The 20238-nt window shown below is 67.2% G+C and carries 17 protein-coding genes; 1 reads left to right on the top strand and 16 read right to left on the bottom strand.

Annotated features, from left to right (window positions below; all coding sequences use genetic code 11):
- Position 1: 1 nt before the first annotated feature.
- From NX068_RS09895 to NX068_RS09835, 13 genes are all read right to left on the bottom strand, one after another.
- Positions 2-628, bottom strand: coding sequence for a c-type cytochrome (locus NX068_RS09895; RefSeq protein ID WP_263461107.1), 627 nt, complete (start codon positions 626-628; stop codon positions 2-4).
- Between the two features lie 64 nt (positions 629-692).
- A complete protein-coding gene (locus tag NX068_RS09890; RefSeq protein WP_263461106.1) occupies positions 693-3398 on the bottom strand; it encodes an MtrB/PioB family outer membrane beta-barrel protein in 2706 nt (901 codons plus the stop codon).
- Between the two features lie 15 nt (positions 3399-3413).
- On the bottom strand, positions 3414-4412 hold the full coding sequence (locus NX068_RS09885) for a DmsE family decaheme c-type cytochrome (protein WP_263461105.1): 999 nt from the start codon (positions 4410-4412) through the stop codon (positions 3414-3416).
- A 210-nt stretch (positions 4413-4622) separates the two neighbouring features.
- Entirely contained in the window at positions 4623-5675 is a 1053-nt protein-coding gene (locus tag NX068_RS09880) for an AraC family transcriptional regulator (RefSeq protein ID WP_263461104.1), read from the bottom strand.
- Between the two features lie 396 nt (positions 5676-6071).
- Entirely contained in the window at positions 6072-6701 is a 630-nt protein-coding gene (locus tag NX068_RS09875; RefSeq protein WP_327084816.1) for a NapC/NirT family cytochrome c, read from the bottom strand.
- A 23-nt stretch (positions 6702-6724) separates the two neighbouring features.
- Positions 6725-7177 (bottom strand): nitrate reductase cytochrome c-type subunit, encoded by a 453-nt coding sequence (locus NX068_RS09870; protein ID WP_263461103.1) that lies wholly within the window; start codon positions 7175-7177, stop codon positions 6725-6727.
- Positions 7174-8121, bottom strand: a complete 948-nt coding sequence (napH, locus tag NX068_RS09865; RefSeq protein WP_263461102.1) for a quinol dehydrogenase ferredoxin subunit NapH — start codon at positions 8119-8121, stop codon at positions 7174-7176. Before napH ends, NX068_RS09870 begins: the two co-directional genes overlap by 4 nt.
- Positions 8118-9008: a ferredoxin-type protein NapG gene (gene napG, locus NX068_RS09860; protein ID WP_263461101.1), complete on the bottom strand. Its 891-nt coding sequence runs from the start codon at positions 9006-9008 to the stop codon at positions 8118-8120. The genes napH and napG overlap by 4 nt, the downstream gene beginning before the upstream one ends.
- Before the next feature lie 70 nt (positions 9009-9078).
- Entirely contained in the window at positions 9079-11625 is a 2547-nt protein-coding gene (gene napA, locus NX068_RS09855; RefSeq protein WP_263461100.1) for a nitrate reductase catalytic subunit NapA, read from the bottom strand.
- 1 nt (position 11626) lies between these two features.
- Positions 11627-11881, bottom strand: coding sequence for a chaperone NapD (locus tag NX068_RS09850; protein WP_263461099.1), 255 nt, complete (start codon positions 11879-11881; stop codon positions 11627-11629).
- Positions 11878-12414: a ferredoxin-type protein NapF gene (gene napF, locus NX068_RS09845; protein ID WP_263461098.1), complete on the bottom strand. Its 537-nt coding sequence runs from the start codon at positions 12412-12414 to the stop codon at positions 11878-11880. Before napF ends, NX068_RS09850 begins: the two co-directional genes overlap by 4 nt.
- A gap of 120 nt (positions 12415-12534) precedes the next feature.
- The gene (gene narL / locus NX068_RS09840) at positions 12535-13185 is read right to left on the bottom strand and encodes a two-component system response regulator NarL (protein WP_263461097.1); all 651 of its coding nucleotides are present in this window, start codon (positions 13183-13185) and stop codon (positions 12535-12537) included.
- The gene (locus NX068_RS09835) at positions 13182-15131 is read right to left on the bottom strand and encodes a histidine kinase (protein ID WP_263461096.1); all 1950 of its coding nucleotides are present in this window, start codon (positions 15129-15131) and stop codon (positions 13182-13184) included. The genes narL and NX068_RS09835 overlap by 4 nt, the downstream gene beginning before the upstream one ends.
- Positions 15132-15415: 284 nt before the next feature.
- On the opposite strand from NX068_RS09835, the gene NX068_RS09830 reads away from it, so the two are divergent.
- Positions 15416-16111: a Crp/Fnr family transcriptional regulator gene (locus NX068_RS09830; protein WP_263461095.1), complete on the top strand. Its 696-nt coding sequence runs from the start codon at positions 15416-15418 to the stop codon at positions 16109-16111.
- 163 nt (positions 16112-16274) lie between these two features.
- On the opposite strand, the gene NX068_RS09825 is transcribed toward NX068_RS09830, so the two are convergent.
- The 3 genes from NX068_RS09825 to NX068_RS09815 all read right to left on the bottom strand — a co-directional run bounded on the left by NX068_RS09825 (position 16275) and on the right by NX068_RS09815 (position 20221).
- Positions 16275-17699, bottom strand: a complete 1425-nt coding sequence (locus NX068_RS09825) for an exonuclease domain-containing protein (protein ID WP_263461094.1) — start codon at positions 17697-17699, stop codon at positions 16275-16277.
- A gap of 37 nt (positions 17700-17736) precedes the next feature.
- Positions 17737-17925 carry a DUF3460 family protein gene (locus NX068_RS09820; protein ID WP_263461093.1) on the bottom strand — a complete coding sequence of 63 codons (189 nt, stop codon included), beginning with the start codon at positions 17923-17925 and terminating at the stop codon, positions 17737-17739.
- Between the two features lie 91 nt (positions 17926-18016).
- Entirely contained in the window at positions 18017-20221 is a 2205-nt protein-coding gene (locus NX068_RS09815) for a RelA/SpoT family protein (RefSeq protein WP_263461092.1), read from the bottom strand.
- Between the last annotated feature and the right edge of the window lie 17 nt (positions 20222-20238).

The raw sequence follows: 20238 nt of genomic DNA, 5'->3' as shown, positions 1-20238 counted from the left end.
CTCATTTGCTGCCCTCCAGGCTGGCGATGTACTCGGCCACTGCGCGGGTCTCGGTCTCGCCGAGGCGGCTGGCGATGGTCTGCATCAGGCGCTTGTCGTTGCTGCGGCGGCCATCGGCGAACTGCGCCATCTGGTCGAGCACGTAGGCCGGGTACTGGCCGGCGAGCCGCGGATAGCGCGCGTTGCCGATGCCGTTGGCGCCATGGCAGCCGGCACAGGCCGGCACGCCCTGGTCGGGGTTGCCCTCGTTGAAGACGCGGCGCCCGGCATCGAGCATCGACGGATCGTCCACCTGGCCCGGCAAGGGCTGCTGCGCGGCGAAGAACACCGCCACGTCGGCCATGTCGCGGGTGCTGAGGCCTTCGACGATCGGCTTCATGATGTCGCTGTGGCGCCGCCCGCTGGCGAACTCCTGCAGTTGCTTCAGCGCGTAGTCGGCGTGCTGGCCGGCGAGCTTCGGAAACATCGGCACCGGGCTGTTGCCGTCCGCGCCGTGGCAGGCGACGCAGATCTCGCCCGCCAGCGCCTTGCCGCGCTCGATGTCGCCGATCACCTCGGCGGACGCGGCGGCGGCGGTGAGCAGCAGGCCTGCACAGGCCGACGCCAGGATCATTCTCGAACGTTTCATTCTCACTTTGCCTCCTGTACCGCGCGGTGGTGGCGATCTCGATCGGCTGGAAGGATGTTCCGGCTCACAGCCTGACCTGCAGCAGCAGGCCGATCAGGCTGGCACGGTAGTTCTGCGGCCCGGCGTCCAGGATGACCGCGGTCGGCGCGCCGGTGCCGGGCGCGTTCACCGCCACCGGATCGGACTGCAGGCCGCTGTAGTGCCAGTCGCGGTACTTGCCGTATTCGTGGCGCAGCAGCAGGCGGGCGGTCACCGTCTTGTTCACCGGCATCAGCAGGTTGGCCTCGAAGATGTTCTGGCTGGTGGTCAGGTCCGGGAAGCCGCTGCCGGCCGCCGCCGCGGCCGCCGGTGCCAGGTTCGCCGGCAGCGAGTACTTCATCTCGGTCCTGCTCTTGGCGTAGGTGTAGCTGAAGTCGACCTTGAACTTGCCGAAGTCGTGGCGCAGGCCGAGGCCCAGCGTGTCGCTGCGGTCCTTGTGGTCCAGTTCCCAGAAGTTGGCCGCGACGAACACCGCGCCGGAGTTCGGGCTCTGGCAGATGTCCTCCGCGTTCTCCGGCGTGATCACGCCCATGCTGGTGTTGTTGCCGATGATGCAGCCCGAACCGCCGCCGCTCGGCACGCCGGTCTGGCCCAGCGTGCCGCGCTGGAAGGAATAGAAAGCGTAGAAATTGCTGACCGGGCTGTACTGCCAGTCGACATCGACGTTGAACCAGTTCTGCCGGTGCTTGCCGTCGCGGCCGTAATCCGAACTCGGATAGCGGATTTCCTTCAACTGGGCCGACAGGCCGATGTCCAGGTCCTCGCGCGGCATATAGTTGAGGCGGGCATTGAGCGTGTTCTGGGTACGGTCGGCGAGATCGTACTTGCGCATGCCGTTGTTCATGTGCAGCACCCAGGACTGCACGTTGCCGGTATCCGGCATCGGCGCCAGCGCGCCGCTCAGGAAGCTCGCATACGGATGGTGGGTGTGGTAGCTGCTGCCGCGGCGGCGGTCATGGGCGAAGGACAGCCGGATCGTGGTGTCCTCGATGCTGCGATTGATATAACCGAGCTTGTACTTGTCTTCCCAGGTCTTGTCGCGTTCGCGGTGGTCGCGCGAGTAGGTTTCGCGCTCGTAGGCGGCGTTGATGCTGCCGCTGTCCAGCCGCCAGTCTGCCGTCAGGCCGGTATTCAGCTTGCGGTAGTCGTAGGGCACGCTGCGGATCACGACGTTGCCGCTCGGCGCGGCCGGGTTGTACAGCGACACCGCGCTGCCGTCGTTGATCATCCGGCCCCACACGCCGGTGCAGCCGAAAGCGCTGACGCCGCCCGGCGTGCCATCGCCGCTGTCGTTGTATTCGGCATTGGGGTTGCACGCCAGGTAATCGGTGTGGTTGCGGGTTTCGTAGTAGCGCGCCTTGGCCTTGAGGTTCAGGCGGCTGGTCGGGTTCAGCGACAGCCCGAGGTCGATCAGCCGGGTGTCGATGCGGGCGTCCGCCGACTGGCGGCTGAGCGCATCCCGGCTGTTCCAGTTGGCCGAAGACGCAATGTTCGGGCTGAGGCCGGAATAGCTCGTGTAGGGCATCAGCTTGTCGTCTTGGCGCGACGAGCCCATCGACACCACTGCGGTGAAGCGGCCGTTCATCAGCTCCGGCAGCTTGCGCGCGTACTCGCCCTTGATGTTGTAGGCCTCGTTGTCCGGGTAGAGGTCGAAGCGCCCGCTGGTGAACATGCCGGGCGTCGCGCCGGTGACGCCGGCGGCATTCACCCGGAACGGCGTCTCGAAGTTCAGCGTGCCGGCGTTGTTGCGGAACAGCGAAGCCGAAGCCTGCAGGTTGAAGCTGTTCAGCGCGTCGTTGTAGTACAGGCCGCCGACGAAATCGTGCGTCTCGTAGTCGATCGGCTCGATCAGCTCCATCTGCATCTGGCCGCCGCCGCCCGCCCACACCGAGCCGAAAGGCCGCGATCCTTCACGCTTCTCCAGCGAATAGCCGGCAAACAGCTTCAGGTTGTCGGTGAGGGTCATGTCGAGGCGCAGGCCGCCCTTCTTGCGCACCAGGCCGAGCTCGGTGTTCATGTTGGCCTGGGCAGCCGCGGTGATGGCCTGATTGTCGGCCGCCTGGCTGCCGCTGCCGCCGGGCGTCAGGCCCGAATCGGGCTTCAGCGTCAGGTTCTTGCTGCCGGCACCGTCCCACAGCGAGCGGAACGAGGTCGTGAACACGTGCGGCGTTTCGTTGTAGAAGGCCTTGACGCGCCAATCGTTGTAGCGGCCGAAAGTGGCGCCGTAGAACTGGTCGTCACGATCGACGCCGCCGCCGACCACTTCGAAATAGTGGGCCGAATCCGCCTTTTCGGCGGAGACGCCGAAGGCGCTCAGGTAGCCGCCGTTGCCGACGTCCTTGTAGCGCTTGAAGCCCTGCTCGCGGTAGTCGCCCGAAACGTGGGTGATGCCGAACTCGACGAAGCCGAGGTACTGCCAGCCGCCCGCGGTGTCATGGATGCGGTCGGTCGGCACCCTGGGCCGGTCGTACAGTTGCCCGGTCGGCGTGCGCGCCGCATGGGGGTCGCCGCTCATGCCGTCGAAGTCGTAGCCGCCGGTATGCGTCACCGGGTTGATCGGCGCCAGGTTGAGCGCGTTGCCCAGCGTGGTGTCGGCACCGACGGCCGAATCCGCCCACACCCGCTCGGCTGCCATCAGCACCAGCGCGCCGCCCACCAGCACGCTCAGCATCCGTACCCGCGGCGGCATGGAGGAACGGACGGCCGCGCGATTCGCATTGACGTTGTTCATGTCGTATCCCTCCGATCAGCGCTGGAAGCGGGCACCCGCCGGGTGGTTGCTGCCGTGGATCTGCGTGTGGCAGTTCTGGCACGAACGGCCCATGACGCGGGAATTGAGCCCGGTTTCGTTGCCGGCCAGCTGTCCGGCGTTGTAGAACACCGACGGATGGTTGGTGTTGGCATGGCACTGCTGGCACAGCGCGGGACGGGCGACCTGCAGCAGCTTGTCGTGGTTGCTGCCGTGCGGCGTGTGGCAGTTGGTGCAGGCCTCGCGCACCGGCGCATGCTCCCAGATGAAGGGGCCGCGCTTCTCGGCGTGACAGCTGTAGCAGAGGTCGTTGACCGAGTCGGCCTTGAGCAGCGGCGCGGTGACGGTGCCGTGCGGGTTGTGGCAGTCGGCGCAGCTCATCTTGCCTTCGGGCACCGGCATGTGCGAACGCTTGCGGAACTCGGCGCGCTGCTGCGAATGGCAGCTTTCGCAGACCTGGGTGATGCTCTGCTTCTTCAGCAGGCTGGTGCCCGAGAAGCGCGCCATCGGGTTGTGGCAGTCGCTGCAGGCGAGCTTGTTCAGATCGTGGGTGGAGCCCGGCCAGTGCATGCGCTGGCCGCCTTCGTGACAGCTCAGGCACTGCCCGTTCATCTTGTCGATCGACGTGCCCCAGGACTTGGTGAAGCCGACGATCAGCGACTTGTCGACGATCTTGTCCCAGGCCTCCTCGCCCTGCGCCACCGGGTCGGTCGATTCGACGGCCATGTTCTCGGCGTGCAGCGAGCCGGGGCCATGACAGGCTTCGCAGACCTGGCGCTCGACATCGTTCCTGGGGTTCTGGCGGAAGATCTTGGCATGCAGGGTATGGCCGAAGTGGGATTCCTCGACCTGGTGACAGGAGACGCAGACCTGTTCGCCGACATAGGTGGCGTGGCGGGCCGGCTGCCCGTCCGCGGCGTTGGCCACACTCGCCGCAAGCAGCGAAACCGCCGCCAGCATCGCCCGCAGGGCAGGAAATACACCGGGAACTCTCATATCTTCGTCTCCTCGCCTGCAATGCCGGCGCATCACGGCAGCCGCCCGCGAAACGGCGGCACCCATCGGGTGAAAACAGAGGGAGAACACCACCCCGAGCGGACGTGGCACCGCCTTGGCGGCAAGCACGCGCGGGACACCCTCCTTTGGCTTCTGCCTCGGGTCGGGCGCCTGACTGTCCGCGGCCGACTCCGGGCTGTAACTGGATCGTTACAAATTTGGCACGAGTCTAATTCCCTTACGCGCACGCGCCTTGCCGGAAAGTGAACCGATGTTTGCGCAATCGGTCGCCGTGCCCTGGGTGCAGGGCGCGGCGCCGCTGCAGCAGGGCGCCAGCCCGCTCCTGACGTCGCTCGGGCTGACGCCGAAACGGGCGCGGAAGGCGCGGCTGAAGTGGGCCTGGTTGGCGAAGCCCCATTCCTGCGCGATCAGGTAGACCGGCCGCTTGAGCCTACCGGGCGCGGACAGCTCGCGATGGCAGGCATCGAGCCGCTCGGCGGTGATCCACTGCATCAGCGTCATCGTGCAGCGAGCGAAGAGGCGGTGGATGTAGCTCGCCGACAGGCCGACCTCGGCGGCGATCAGCTTGACGTCCAGTTCGGCATCGGCCAGATGGGCGCGCGCGAAAGCCTTGACCCGCTCGAGATGGTAGGCCTCGACCGACGAGGTTTCGTCCCCGACCTGGCGGGCGAAGCTGGCCAGCATGCCGCCCAGCAGGCCGAGCAAGGCGTCGGCACAGGTCTTGAAGTCGGAGGGCGCCAGGGTTTTGCGCTGGCCGAAGATACCGCGCAGGGTGCCGGCGAACACCGCCGCCGAACCGCAACAGGACGCCATACAGGACACCGTCAGCGGCCGCCAGTCGCGCATCACCCCTTCCAGCGCGGGACGCGGCACGCGCAGCACCAGATGGCAGAACTCCTCGGGTAGCTGGAGCATGAACGCAGCGGCGTCGTCGAGCAGGTGCAGCGACCCGGGCTGCAGGCGCGCCTCGCGCGGCCCCTGCCTCAACGAGCCGCTGCCGGCCACGTTCAGCAGTACGGCGGCGCCATCATTGACGCCCTGCACCTGCATCACGTGCGCGGAGCCGCACACTTCGAACATTTCCAGCATGCCGAGCCGGAAATGCTTCAGATGCAGGTCGAACGGCGCCGACGCGTCCGCCTCGATGTGATGACCCGACTGCAGCAAGGCATCCATCTCGGTACGGCAATGGGCGATGCGTTCGTGTTCGAACCTCGCTTCGGCAGCGATTATCTCGGTCATCACGAGCCTCCTCCGGACCTGTACGTGCAGGTTTATTGTTTTGTAACGGCCTATGTCGGCCTTTCGTGGCTTGTACTACGAAACCGGGAGCTTTTGGCCGTGATGGCGCCGTCCGAATATGTTCTTGATGCTGGAAATGTCGTTTATGAACAACATTTTTGCGGAATACAGGGCAAATTATGCAAAATGCAACTTGACGCCATGCCACCCCGATGGCAGAGGAATCCATTCCGGCGACATTCCGGGCCGTAACCCGGCAGCCCTTGCACGCACCTCCATGCAAAGAAAAAACGCAGCGCCATGGCGCTGCGTTCCTTCGAGCCGGAAGCGGCTGTCGGTGCCCTTGCCGGCCGAACCCAGAGCGGCCGGGTACCGGCTGCCCTCGCCGGGTGCCCCTTATTCAGGCGTCCCCTGCCGGACCGGCGGGTGCAGCACTTCAGGCGCCACGCCTTCGTGCGGGAGGCCGATGTGCTGATCGACCGGCGGCAGCGAATGGGCGATGCCCTTGTGGCAGTCGATGCAGGTCTGGCCCGCGGCAAAGCCGGACTGGTGCATCTGGTTGGAGCGGCGGCCCTGCACCGAGTAGTCGAAATACTCGTAGTTGTGGCAGTTGCGGCATTCCTGCGAGTTGTTCGCCTTCATCCGCCCCCACTCGTTCTGCGCCAGGCGCAGGCGCTCGGCGGCGAACTTCTCGGGCGTGCTGATGGTGCCCATGATCTTGCCGTACACCTCGCGAGAAGCCTTGATCTTGCGGATCATCTTCGGCCCCCACTCCTTCGGCACGTGGCAGTCCGGGCAGGTCGCGCGCACGCCGGTGCGGTTCTGGTAGTGGATGGTGTTGCGGTACTCCTTGAAGACGTTTTCCTCCATCTCGTGGCAGGAAATGCAGAACTTCTCCGTGTTGGTCATTTCCAGGGCCCAGTTGAAGCCTCCCCAGAAGATCACGCCGGCGGCGAAGAGCAGCGCGATGGCAGCCCAGCCGGCGCCGCGAATGCGCTGCATCAGGCTCTTGTTGTTGTCGGTCATGGCGATCCCCGTTGGTCGATGCGTCAGCGCAGCCCTTCCGCGCGCTGGAAACTGTTGCCGACCAGCGGCTTGGCGTCGGTCTGCGGCACGTGGCACTGCATGCAGAAGTAGCGGCGCGGCGAGATGTTCGACAGTTCGCCGCCGTCACGGTCCTTGAAATGGGTCAGGCTGACCTTGGTCGCGCCGGTTTCCTTGTAGCGGCTCCAGGCGTGGCAATCCATGCACTTGTTGAAGTTCATCGTGACTTCGTAGCCTTCGACCTTGTGCGGGATCAGCGGCGGCTGCTGCACGTACTCGCGGTCGATCGGCGCCTGGTCGGGCAACTGGCGGAAGTGGCCGACCTGCGGCTCGGGCTCCGCGACGTCGGCGCCGCGGATGCTCTTGACCGTCTGGGCCGTGGCCACGGCCGGCATCACCGCGCCGAAGCCGACGGCGGCGACGAGCGCGAGTACCAGATTGCGTGTGATTTTTTTCATGACTCGCTCCTGTTGAATCGGGTCGTAATACGGAAAACGTCCTTGCCGCAGACATCCACGCAGCGTCCGCAGGTGGTGCATTCGGCATCCAGAATCAGGGGGTGGTCCTGGCCGACGCCCTTCAGCGCCGGACGGATGACCTGGGGTTCGGGGCAGACCGCGAAGCAGTCCATGCAGTCGTTGCAGTCGCGGCGCTTGTCCGCCGACACCTTGAGCAGCGAAGCCCGCCCCAGCAGGGCGTAGAACGCGCCTTGCGGGCACAGGTGGCCGCACCAGCCGCGCGGCGCGATCAGCAGGTCGTACAGGAAGATGCCGCCGACGATGCCCCAGGCCAGGCCGAAGCCGAAGATCAGGCCGCGATGCAGCATCGACACCGGGTTCACCCACTCCCAGGCCAGCGAACCGGTCACCGCGGCGATCACCAGCACGAAACCGAGCAGCCAGTGGCGGGTATTGGCCGCCGGCGCCTTGCCGCCTTTCAGGCCGAGGCGGCGGCGCAGCCAGGCGGCGGCGTCGGTGACGAGATTCACCGGGCACACCCAGGAGCAGAACAGCCGGCCGCCGAGCAGCAGGTAGAAGGCGAGCACGATGCCGCCGCCCAGCAAGACCTCGCGGTAGGGCCACTGACCCGCAGCGAGCTGCTGCGCGATCAGGAAGGGGTCGGTCAGCGGCAGCAGACCGAGCGTCAGGCTCGACGACAGATTGCCCTTGACGATCCACCAGCCGAACCAGGGTCCGACCAGGAACAGCGCCAGGATGCCGAACTGCGAGGTCCGCCGCAGCAGCAGCCACTTGTGCGCACGCAGCCAGCCCTTGGCTTCGATCGCCTCGTGCCCGGGCCGCGCCACCACGCCGCGCATCGCCGCGCCGCGCACGCTGGTGGGCGGAACCTTGCGCTCCGGCCGAGTGCCGGTCGCCTGGCCGGTCGTCGTCTGCGCGTTCATGGCTTCCACCCCGAATCGAGGCCGCCGCCCGGCGGACGGGCAGGCGCGTAGTCGGGCACCGCCGGCGGCGCCTGCGGGCCTTCGCCCGGCCGCACGCGGGTGTCGCCGTAGGCCTTGTCCTCCAGGCCGCGCACCGGCAGTTCGAGCTGCTCGCCGATCAGCGATTCGCCGGCGGCGTCCTTCTCTTCCCAGCCGCGCATGTAGTGCTCGGCCTTCGAGCCCTGCGCGAGCTTGATCGGCAGCACCTTGATCGCCGACTCGCCGGGCAGCACACAGGATTTCTCGCACTTGCCGCAGCCGGTGCAGTGCTCGGAATGCACCGTCGGCAGCAGCATCGCGTGGCGGTCCGAGCGCGGGTTGTGCATGCGCTCGAGCGTGATCGCCTTGTCGATGACCGGGCAGACGCGGTAGCAGACGTCGCAGCGCAGGCCGAGGAAGTTGAGGCAGTTCTCCTGGTCGATCAGCACCGCCAGCCCCATCCTCGCCTCGCCGATGTCGGTGAGTGCGCGGTCGAGCGCGCCGCTCGGACAGGCGACGACACAGGGGATGTCCTCACACATTTCGCACGGGATGTCGCGCGCCAGGAAATACGGCGTGCCGGTCGCCACGCCGTCGCCGAGTTCGGCCAGCCTCAGCGTGTCGTAGGGACAGTCGCGCACGCACAGGCCGCAGCGCACACAGGCGGCGAGGAAGGCGGCTTCGGCGAGCGCGCCGGGGGGGCGGATGGCAGTCGCCGGCAGCGCCGAGGCCTGCCTGGCGTACATGCCGGCGCCGAGCGCGAGCAGGCCCGCACCGCCGGCGACGCCCGCCGCATCCTTGAGGAAGCGGCGGCGCGGCGACGACGTGCTGGCGGCAGCACGGCTGGTCGGTTTCATGGTGTCGTTCATGGTCGTTGCGAGCCCGCGCCCGGCCCTACCCCCCGGTCGGCAAAGCTACGGTGCTCGCACCTCCGGTGGATCAGGCCTTCATCACCTTGACTGCGCACTTCTTGAAGTCGGTTTCCTTCGACAGCGGGCAGGTGGCGTCGAGCGTGAGCTTGTTGACCAGCCTGGCTTCGTCGAAGAAGGGCACGAAGATCAGCCCGACCGGCGGCTTGTTGCGGCCGCGGGTTTCGAGGCGGGCCGTCATCTCACCGCGGCGCGACGCGACCTTCACCACCATGCCGCGCTGCAGCCCGCGTTTCTGCGCGTCGTCCGGGTGCATGAAGATCTGGGCTTCGGGCACCGAGCGGTGCAGCTCGGGCACGCGGCGGGTCATCGAGCCGGTGTGCCAGTGCTCCAGCACGCGGCCGGTGCACAGCCACATGTCGTACTCGGCATCGGGCATCTCGGGCGGGTCCTGGTAGGGCAGCGCGAAGACGATAGCCTTGTTGTCCTTGTGACCGTAGAACTTCACGCCTTCGCCGGCCTTGACGTAGGGGTCGTAGCCTTCACGGAAGCGCCACAGGGTTTCCTTGTTGTCCACCACCGGCCAGCGCAGGCCGCGCGCCTTGTGATAGACGTCGAAGTCGGCGAGGTCGTGGGCATGGCCACGGCCGAAGGCGGCGTATTCCTCGAACAGGCCTTTCTGCAGGTAGAAGCCGAGTTCCTTCGATTCGTCGTTCATGTAGCCCGGGATCGCGTGGGCGTTCGCCTTTTCGACGTCGGACAGCGGGAACTTGTTGACCTGGCCGTTGGCGTAGAGCACGTCGTACAGGGTCTTGCCCTTGTACTCCGGCTTCTTGTCGATCAGTTCGGCCGGCCACACTTCCTCGACCTTGAAGCGCTTGGCGAACTGGATGTACTGCCACAGGTCGGACTTGGCCTCGCCCGGCGCCGACACCTGCTGGCGCCAGAACTGGGTGCGGCGCTCGGCGTTGCCGAAAGCGCCTTCCTTCTCGGCCCACATCGCGCACGGCAGGATCAGGTCGGCCGACAGCGCGGACACGGTCGGATAGACGTCCGACACCACGACGAAGGCTTCCGGATTGCGCCAGCCCGGGTAGATCTCGTCATTGATGTTCGGACCGGCCTGCATGTTGTTGGTGGTCGTGGTCCAGTAGCACTTGATCTTGCCGTCCTTCAGCGCCCGGCTCTGGGCCACGGCGTGATAGCCGACCTTGGCCGGGATCGTGCCTTCCGGCAGTTGCCACAATTCTTCGGAATGCGCGCGATGCGCCGGATTGGTGACGACCATGTCGGCCGGCAGGCGGTGGGCGAAAGTGCCGACTTCGCGTGCGGTGCCGCAGGCCGAGGGCTGGCCAGTCAGCGAGAACGGGCTGTTGCCGGGCTCGGAGATCTTGCCCACCAGCAGGTGGACGTTGTAGATCATGTTGTTCACCCAGGTGCCGCGGGTGTGCTGGTTGAAGCCCATGGTCCAGAACGAGACCACCTTGCGGTTCGGGTCGGCGTACTGCTCGGCGAGCTTGAGCAGGCGGTCTTCCGGCACGCCGGACAGCTTCGACACCTTCTCCAGCGTGTATTCGGCGACGAAGGCGGCGAAGTCCTCGAAGCTGCAGTCGCGCGCCGCGCCGGTGTCGCCCTTGGGCTTGCCGTCCTGACCCGGATAGCCGTTGCTGGTGGCCTTGGCTTCGAGCGGATGGTTGGGGCGCAGGCCGAAACCGATGTCGCCCTCGCCGATCTTGAACTTGACGTTGCGATTGACGAACTCGGTGTTGACCCGATTGGTCTGAATGATGTGGTTGCAGATGTAGTTCAGGATCGCCAGGTCGGTCTGCGGCACGAAGATCATCGGGTTGTCGGCCAGCTCGTAGGAGCGGTGCTCGAAGGTCGACAGCACATGGACTTCGCAGCCATCCCTGGACAGGCGGCGGTCGGTGATGCGGCTCCACAGGATGGGGTGCATCTCGGCCATGTTCGAGCCCCACAGCACGAAGCTGTCGGTGTTCTCGATGTCGTCGTAGCAGCCCATCGGCTCGTCGATGCCGAAGGTGCGCATGAAGCCGACCACCGCCGAGGCCATGCAGTGGCGCGCGTTGGGGTCGAGGTTGTTGCTGCGGAAGCCCGCCTTCATCAGCTTGGAAGCGGCGTAGCCTTCCCAGATCGTCCATTGGCCCGAGCCGAACATCGCGATCGATTCCGGGCCGTGCTCCTTCAGCGCGACCTTCCACTTCTGTTCCATGATGTCGAAGGCCTGGTCCCACGACACCGGCGTGAACTCGCCGTTCTTGTCGTACTTGCCGTTCTTCATGCGCAGCAGCGGCTGGGTCAGGCGGTCCTCGCCGTACATGATCTTGGACAGGAAGTAGCCCTTGATGCAGTTCAGGCCGCGGTTGACCGGCGAATCCGGGTCGCCCTGGGTGGCGACGATGCGGCCGTTCTGCACGCCGACCAGCACCGAACAGCCGGTGCCGCAGAAGCGGCAGGCGGCCTTGTCCCAACGCACCTTGGTGCCGGCGCTGGCCACGCCCTGTGCCTGGGTGACCACCGGAATGCCGATGCCAGCGGTCGCGGCGGCCGCGGCGACCGCATTGCTCTTGATGAAATCACGCCGATTCATGCTCATTTCATTCCTCCGTCAATTCCAGACCGTCATCGGTATATTCGTAAGCCAGCGTCACCGCCTGCACCTTGGGCGCGAGGTTCACCGCGAGGATCGAATCGGTGACCGACCAGCCCTCGCCATCCTCCACCGTGACCACGATGCGGCCGACCTCCTCGGAAGAGCCGTGGATCTCGACCCCCGGGATTTGTGCCAGCGCCGCCTTGATTTCCGGGAAATCCGCGGGCAGCGCCCGCAGTACCAGACTTGCAATCTTCATCGTTCGCTCTCTGTCGGAAGTTCGTTCGCCGCCCTGTCCGCCGTCACCGCGATCGCCCGCGTCGGACAGGGCGCGAAGCAGGCACCGCAGCCGGTACAGGCTTCGGCGTCCAGTTGCGGCAAGGCCACGCCGCCGAGACGCGGACGGAAGCGGATCGCTCCCACCGGGCAGTTTTCGCCGCAGACACGGCATTCGACGCCCGATTCGGCGAGGCAGCCGCGGCCGATGCTCGCCTTCAGCGCCCACGGCGCGCCGTCTTCCGCGCTGCGCACCAAGGCCTGCGGTTCGCAGTGCGCCACGCATTCACCGCAGAACGTGCATTCACCGGCGCCGGCGGAAAAGTCGACGCCGGGAAAGCCGCCGTCCGCCCTCAGCAGGATGTCGGTCGGACAGGCGTCGATACAGGCATCGCAACGGGTACAGGCGGCGAGGAAGGCCACCTCGACCCGCGCCCACGGAGGACGGACGGCCGGGACCACCGCGCGCATGCCGCCACGCAGAAAACCCCGACGGGAAAGTGAAGCCGTTTGCACGAATCCTCCGGGCAGCCTATGTACGGCGTGCCATATGTACGCCGCCGATTCAAACCCATAGTCGGAGTGCGGTCATTGACCGCCGTCAAGAACGGCGCGAATGCGGAAGATTGCCCGGCCTCAGGTGCGCAGGTGCGCCACCGCCCACACCGCGGCTTCGACGCGCGAGCGCAGGTCGAGCTTGCGCAGGATGTGCTTGACGTGGACCTTGACCGTGCCTTCGGCGATGTCGAGCTCGCGCCCGATCATCTTGTTCGACAGCCCGGCAGCGATCTTCTCGAGGATGCGCGTTTCCTGTTCGGTCAGGCCGGCGGCATCGGGCGTCTGCGGCCGGGCTTCGCTGCGCAGTGCCGCGGCCAGCAGGTGGTTGAGCTGCGGCGGAATGACGACGCGGCCGGCGGCGACGGCGACGAGCGCTTCCAGCATTGCCTCGGGCTCCATGTCCTTCAGCAGATAGCCGTCGGCGCCGCCGCGCAGCGCGGCGACCACGTCCTCGCCCTGGTCGGACACGGTGATCATGACCACCCGCGGCTCGGGTTTCAACTGGCGCAACTGGCGCAGTACTTCCAGGCCGTTGAGGTCGCGCATGTTGAGGTCGAGCAGCACCAGGTCCGGCTGCCGCGCGCGCGCCATCTCGATGCCCTCCTCGCCGCCGGCCGCCTCGCCCACCAGGCGGAAGCCCGGCACGGTCTGCAGCAGCTGGGCGAGCCCCTTGCGGAACAGGGGGTGGTCATCGACGATCAGGATGGATTCGACGGACAGTTCGTTCATCGGCGGTTTCCTTGCTGGAACAGTGCAGTGCCCGTGAACGCGGGCGGAATGGCAGGCAGGGGGGATTGCGCGGAAGCAGGCGCGGCGGTGACGGCCTGGAAGCGGGCGCCGACACGGGTGCCGCCTTCGCTGCGGCGGCCGATCTCGATCGTGCCGCCGAGGCTGCGCGCGCGTTCGCGCATGATCGACAGGCCGTGGTGGTCGCGGCCGCCGATCGGCCCTTCGTCGATGCCGACGCCGTCGTCCTCGATCGAGACCGTGACGTAGCCCGCTTCGTCGCACTCCAGGCCCACGCGCGCATGGCGCGCCAGCGCGTGGCGCAGCATGTTCGACAGCGCCTCGCGCACGATCTGCAGCACGTGGACTTCCTGGTTGGGCGTCAGGCTGCAGCCGGCCAGGCGGATGTCGAGCGTGATGTCGACATCCGCGCGCTCGCCGTATTCCGCCACCGCCGCGCGCAGCAGGCTGCGCAGGTCGCCGGACAGCTCGAGGCGGAAGGACACCAGCAGTTCGCGCAACTGGCGGTAGGCGTCATTCACCCCGTTGCGCAGGTCGCCCAGGATCGTGTCCGCATCGCTCAGGCGCGCCGGATCGGCCAGCGCGCGCTGCAGCAGGCTCATCTGGATCTTCATGTAGGACAGCGACTGCGCAAGCGAGTCGTGCAGTTCACGCGCGATCACCGAGCGCTCTTCCTGCAGCGCCAGCAGGCGCTCCTGCTCGCCGCGGCGGGCGGCCCCAAGCGCCATGCCGATGTGGCGCGACAGCGCTTCGACCAGTTGGCGCTGCCAGTCCTCCAGCCCATGGTCGGCCGGCAGCGCCAGCCGTAACATGCCGTAATGGTGCTCGCGGTCGCGCAGCGGAAAGCGCAGCAGCTTGCGCTCGCCCTCGACCGTTTCGCCTGCTGCCGATTGGGCGCGGCAGGCGTTGCAGGCCTCGTCGCCGCGCGCGCTGCGGTCGACGCAGGGGCCGATGGTCGAGGCGATCACCGTTGCCGCCCCGCCCTGGCGGGGCTCGATACAGGCGAAGCTGCCGTCCAGGCCGGCGACGTGGTCGATGTCGCGCAGCGTGGCCTCATAGACCGCCGGTTCGGTCGGCGCCTGGTAGAGGCGGGCGATGGCGTGGTAGAGCAGTTCCAGCGCGCGGTTGCTGCGCTGCAGCTCCAGCGTCTTCTCGGCCACGCGCTGTTCCAGGGTCTGGTACTGGCGCGAGATCTCGCCCGCCATCAGGTTGAAGGTCGCGCCCACGCGGCCGAGTTCGTCGTGGCCGACGTGCTCCACGCGCGCCGAGTAGTCGCCGCGCGCGACCGCCCGCGTCGCCGCCAGCAGGCCGCCCAGCGGCTTCAGCAGCGAAGCGCGCAGCACCACCAGCGCCGCGGCGATGACCACCAGCGTGGCGATGATGGCGCCGGCCAGGATCTCGCTCAGGTCGCCGATGCGGGCCTCGGTATCCTGCTCCAGCACGAACACCAGGGTATTGAGCTGATCGACGAAACGGTCGACGTCGCCGAGCAAGGCCTCGATCTGTCCGGCCGATGCCGCCGGCCCCAGTTGCGCCACGCCCTTCAGGCTGGATCTGACGCTGAGCCGCCAGGCCGATTCGACACCGCGATAGGTGGCGGCGAACAGCCCGCCGGGCTCGCGCTGCACGATGCGCTGCAGTTCAGGGTGTTCCAGCACGCGCTCGAAGTCGGCGATGGCGGCCTCCACCCGCGGCAGCGACAAGGTTCCGCTCGGCGCCCCCGCGATCACCAGACTCGCCGCCCGGTGGGTCAGCCGCCGCAGCGCGCCGGCGTGGTTGATCGCGCTGGCACTGCCCTGCACGCTCTCGGCGACCATCACCGACGCGCTCATGCCGGCCAGGCTGATCAGCGCGAGCGCGAGCATCGCCACCGCCACCAGCAGCAGGATCGAATGCCTGACGATCAGGCGCGGCATCGCGAACTTCATGCAGTCCCTCCGGCGTCCCGTTTGCCGACGCCCCCTGTGTTTTCCATCCGGCTCACACCGATTCCCGCCCACCCATTCATTTCAAGTACGGATTTCCGGCCTACCCCTTTATACCCGCAAGCGCCGACATCGGCCGGGGAACGAATATATCATCCAATGTTTACAGGCACTTGCATGCCATGCAGATACCTCTTTGGAGGTATGCCGCGCGCCTGCACCGCCGCCGCCCTGCCTTGGATGCATCAGCCCCCCTGACTAGACTTGGCTGCAGCCAGCAGGAGCCGATGATGACACGAGTAAAGACCCCCGCCAGCATCCCCAGCCTGAGCGAGATCGCGCCCTTCGATCTGCTCGGCGACGCGCGCCTGCACCAACTGGTCTCCGCCTCGCGCCTGATACGCGCGGAACGGGGCGAGATCGTCCTCCAGGCGCAGGACGTTCCCTCCTGTATGCACGTGGTCCTCGACGGCGAAGTGAAATGCCTGCTGCTCGCGCCTTCGGGCAGCGAGAAGCTCATCCGCATCGTCGGCGCCGGCGACATTTTCGCCGAGGAAGCCGCCCTGCTGGGGCGCCCGGCGATGGCAATGGCAATGGCCGGACGCAATACCCGGCTGCTGCAGGTTCCCGTGGCGCTGGTGCGCGAAGCGATGGCCGCCGAACCCACGTTCGCCGAGGCCATGAGCACCCGCCTCGCCGCCGCCAGCTACGAGATGATGATGCACATGCAGCTCTGTATCCAGCTCAGCAGCACCCAACGCGTGGCGCAGTATCTGGCTCAGCTCGCGCCGCAGGGCGCCGAGCATGCGGAGATCCATCTCGCCTCCGACAAGCAGACCATCGCCGCCCAGCTCAACCTCACCCCCGAGACCTTCTCGCGCGTGCTGTCGCGCTTCGTCCGCGACGGCCTGGTGCGCCCGCAGGGGCGCCGCGGCCTGGTGCTGGACAAGGTCAGCCAGCTCAGGCGCGCCGCATCGCATTAAGGCGACGGCTCGACTGCCTCAGAGCCGTAGCATGGGTAGAGCGTAGCAAAACCCATCGGCCATGACGCCCGTCGAAGGTGATGGGTTTCGCCCTCGGCTCTAGCTGCGCGGCTCGACCTGCGCGGCTCGACCCATCCCACCCCGCAGAAACCCTCGCCACGCATCAGGACTCGAACGGCTCGACAGCGTCCAGATGGGCGGGCACGGCGAACCAGCGCCCGAGCAGGCGCCAGGTGTCGATGTCGAAGCGGCGCTCCCTCCCTATCGTCGGCAATTCCTCGCGCCGCGCCACGCTGCCGAGGTGGCACCACTGGTCGAAGACATGCCAGGCTTCGCGCCCCGAATGGGCATCGCGCTCGCCGACCACCACCGCACCCGGCCATGGCCAGGGTTTGACGCCGAGCGAGGCCAGGCCGCCCAGCAGCCTGGCGTCGTGTTCCGCCGCCGTTTCCCGGCGGGCACAGACGCCGGCGCAGCGGCGCGCCTGAAACGCCGAGCATGCTCCGGCCGTGCCCGGCTCCAGGCCGAGCCGGCGCGGGCACAGGCGGTAGAGCATGGCCAGTTCGCGCAGCCGGTTGTCCGCCTCGCGCTTGTTGCGGAACAGGCCGTGCAGGCCCGCCCAGGTGGCGGGATCGGCGCCGGCGACCGGCACTCGCTCGTAGATCGGCGCGCGCCGGCGATTCTCGATCAGGCGTAGCGCAAACGCTTCGCCACCGTCTTCGGGCAGGCGGTTCGACGGCGGCCGCAGGCGCTTGACGAACTCGGCTTCGAGCAGCAGCGAACCGAGTTCGCCGGCCGTTGCTATCCATTCGATGCGGCGGGTCCGTTCGCGCAGTTCGGCGCCCTTGCCCTTGCGCGTGCTGCCGGCGAAATGCTCCTTGACCCTTGCCCGCAGACTGGCGGCGCGGCCGATGAACAGCGGGCGGTCGATGCGTCCGGGCGGTGGCGCTTCTGCTTCGGCATGCAGGAAATAGAGGCCGGGCTCGTCCGGCAAGGCTTCGAGCAAGCCCTCCGGCAGTCCGGGCGGCGACGCCGGCGCCTTCATCGCGCGCTCGACCGCGCGCTGCAGCACTTCGGGCTCGAAGCGCGCCTGCGCCAGCTGCACGAACTGCCACAGCGCCTCGGTGTCGCCCATCGCCCGGTGGCGGGCGCCGCAGTGCAGGTCGTGGCGCTCGATCAGCGCATCCAGCCCATGGCGGTGATGCTCGGGAAACAGCGCCCGCGACAGCTTGACGGTACACAGCACCGGCGCATCGAAATCCCGCCCGATGCGGGCGAAGGCATTCTTGATGAAGCCGAAATCGAAACGGGCATTGTGGGCGACGAACACGTGGCCGGCCAGCAAGGCCTGCACCTGGTCGGCGAGCTCGCCGAAGCACGGCGCGCCGGCGACCATTTCGTCGCTGATGCCGGTAATCTGCCGGATCAGCGGCGGGATGGGCGCCTGCGGGTCGACCAGGCTTTCCCAGCGGTCGACGAGCACGCCATCCTCGACACGGAGGATGGCGATCTCGGTGATGCGGTCGCGTACCGGATGGGCGCCGGTGCTTTCGACGTCGATGAAGGCAAGCCGGCGCGGCAGACTCATGCGTTCGGCGCCCGGCCCGGCAGCAAGGGGAGACGGCTCAGTGATTGGCGTCGTAGTAGTAGGGCTTCACCGGCACGCGCGCTTCCTGCAGGCGCTGCTGCTCCTCGACCGATTGCGGCTTGTCCCACCACAGGGCGCGGCCTTTCTTCTGCTCGGTCTGCTCTTCGGGATGCTTGGCCATCCACTCGCGCATGAACTTGGTGTGATCGGATTCGTACATCGCCATCGTCGGGCCCCCCTGTTCTGAAGTGGCCGCAATTCTAGCAGCCAGCGGCAAAACGCGCCGCTGCGGCGATGCACCGCCCCGTGCGCAGGCTTCAGACCGCGCGGCCGTCGCCCTTGACGCGGCCGATGCGCACCACTTCCTGCACCCGCCGCACCGCGCGCATGACGCGCGCCAGGTGCATGCGGTCGCGCACCTGCAAGGTGAAGTTGAGCGCGGTGTAGGCCCCCTGCTCGTTGTCCATGTGCACGCTCTGGATGTTGCAGTCTTCCTCGGCGATGGCGCTGGCCACCCGCGCCAGCACGCCGCGCGCGTTGCGCGTCAGCACGCGGATGCCGACGTCGAACAGGCGGTCGTCGCCGGCTTCCCATTCGACATCCACCCAGCGCCCGCGGTCGCCGCGCAGCTTGGCCACGCTCGGGCAGTCGTGGGTATGCACTTCCAGCCCCTGGCCCTTGCGCAGCGTGCCGATGATCGGATCGCCCGGGATCGGATGACAGCAGCGCGCCAGCTGCACCGCGATGCCTTCGGAACCGCGGATCGTGATCGCGCCCGCCGGCTTCGGCTTGATCACGTCGGGCCGGCCCGATTCCATGTCCTGCGCCTGCGCCAGGCGGCGCGCGATGATCGCCGGCAGGCGCTTGCCCAGGCCGAGGTCGGAGAAGATCTCCTTCTTGTGGCGCACGCCGCGGTCGCGCAGGAAGCGCTCCCAGGCGAAAGTCGAGATCTGGCCCAGGGTCAGGCCATGCGGCCGCAGCGCCTGGTTGAGCAGGCGCTCGCCCAGCGCGACGGACTCGTCCTGCTGGGCGTTCTTCATGAAATGGCGGATCTGCGCCCGCGCCTTGCCGGTGCGCGCATACGACAGCCAGGCCGGGTTGGGGTTGGCATGGGCGGCGGTGATGATCTCGACCTGGTCGCCATTGTTCAGCTCGCTGCGCAGCGGCATCAGGTCGCCGTTGATGCGGCAGGCCACGCAGCGGTTGCCGATGTCGGTATGCACCGCGTAGGCGAAATCGACCGGCGTCGAGCCCTTGGGCATCGAGAAGATCGTGCCCTTGGGCGAGAACACATAGACCTCGCCCGGAAACAGGTCGATCTTGACGTGCTCGAGGAACTCGGTGGCCTCGCCCGAGGCGGACTGCAGCTCGAGCAGGGACTGCAGCCAGGAATGCGTCTTCTGCTGCAGCTCGGTCAGCGTCTTCTCGTCTTCCTTGTACAGCCAGTGCGAGGCCACGCCGGCCTCGGCGATGTGGTGCATCTCGCGCGTGCGGATCTGCACTTCGACCGGCGTGCCGAAGGGACCGATCAGCGTCGTGTGCAGGCTCTGGTAGCCGTTGGCCTTGGGGATCGCGATGTAGTCCTTGAACTTGCCCGGCACCGGCTTGTACATCGAGTGCAGCGCACCCAGCGCCAGATAGCAGCTCGACACCTCGCCGACGATGACGCGGAAGCCGTAGATGTCCAGCACCTGCGAAAACGACAGGTGCTTCTCGGCCATCTTGCGGTAGATGCCGTAGAGGTGTTTCTCGCGGCCGCTGACCTCGGCGGTGATGCCCCATTGCGGCAGCCGTTCCTCGATCGCCGTGCTGACCTTGCCGACCACTTCGCGGCGGTTGCCGCGCGCCGCACGGATGGCCTTGGCCAGCACCCGGTAGCGCAGCGGGTACTTGTTGCTGAAGGACAGCTCCTGCAGCTCGCGGTACAGGTCATTGAGGCCGAGCCGGTTGGCGATCGGCGCGTAGATTTCCAGCGTCTCGTTGGCGATGCGGCGGCGCTTGGCCGGGCGCATGTGGCCGAGCGTGCGCATGTTGTGCAGGCGGTCGGCCAGCTTGATCAGGATGACGCGCAGGTCGCTCGCCATCGCCAGCAGCATCTTGCGGAAGTTCTCGGCCTGCGCTTCCTCGTGCGAGCGGAACTCGATCTTGTCGAGCTTGGACAGGCCATCGACCAACTCGGCCGAAACCTTGCCGAAGCGTTCGGCGATCTCCGCCTTGGGGATGTGGGTGTCCTCCATCACGTCGTGGAGGAGCGCGGCGATCAGCGCCTGCGGATCGAGGTGCCAGTCGGCCACCAGCGAGGCCACAGCGACCGGATGGCTGACGTAGGGCTCGCCGCTGACGCGGAACTGCCCGGCATGGGCGTCGGCGGCAAAGTGATAGGCTGCCTCCACGCGGCCGACGTCCTCGGCACGCATGTAGGTCAGCAGCTTGGTCTTCAGTCCCTGGAAGTCGAGCGACAGCACGCTCGACGGCGGCGGGCGAAAAGGTTCCTGAGGGGCTTCCCGCTCGCTCTCGTCCATGTGTCTAGCCCCTCACG

Source organism: Thauera carbonicopians, assembly GCF_025699485.1.
In the GTDB taxonomy this organism is placed as follows: domain Bacteria; phylum Pseudomonadota; class Gammaproteobacteria; order Burkholderiales; family Rhodocyclaceae; genus Thauera.
Note: the sequence above shows the minus strand (reverse complement) of the source record. Positions and strands in the feature narration are given on the sequence as shown.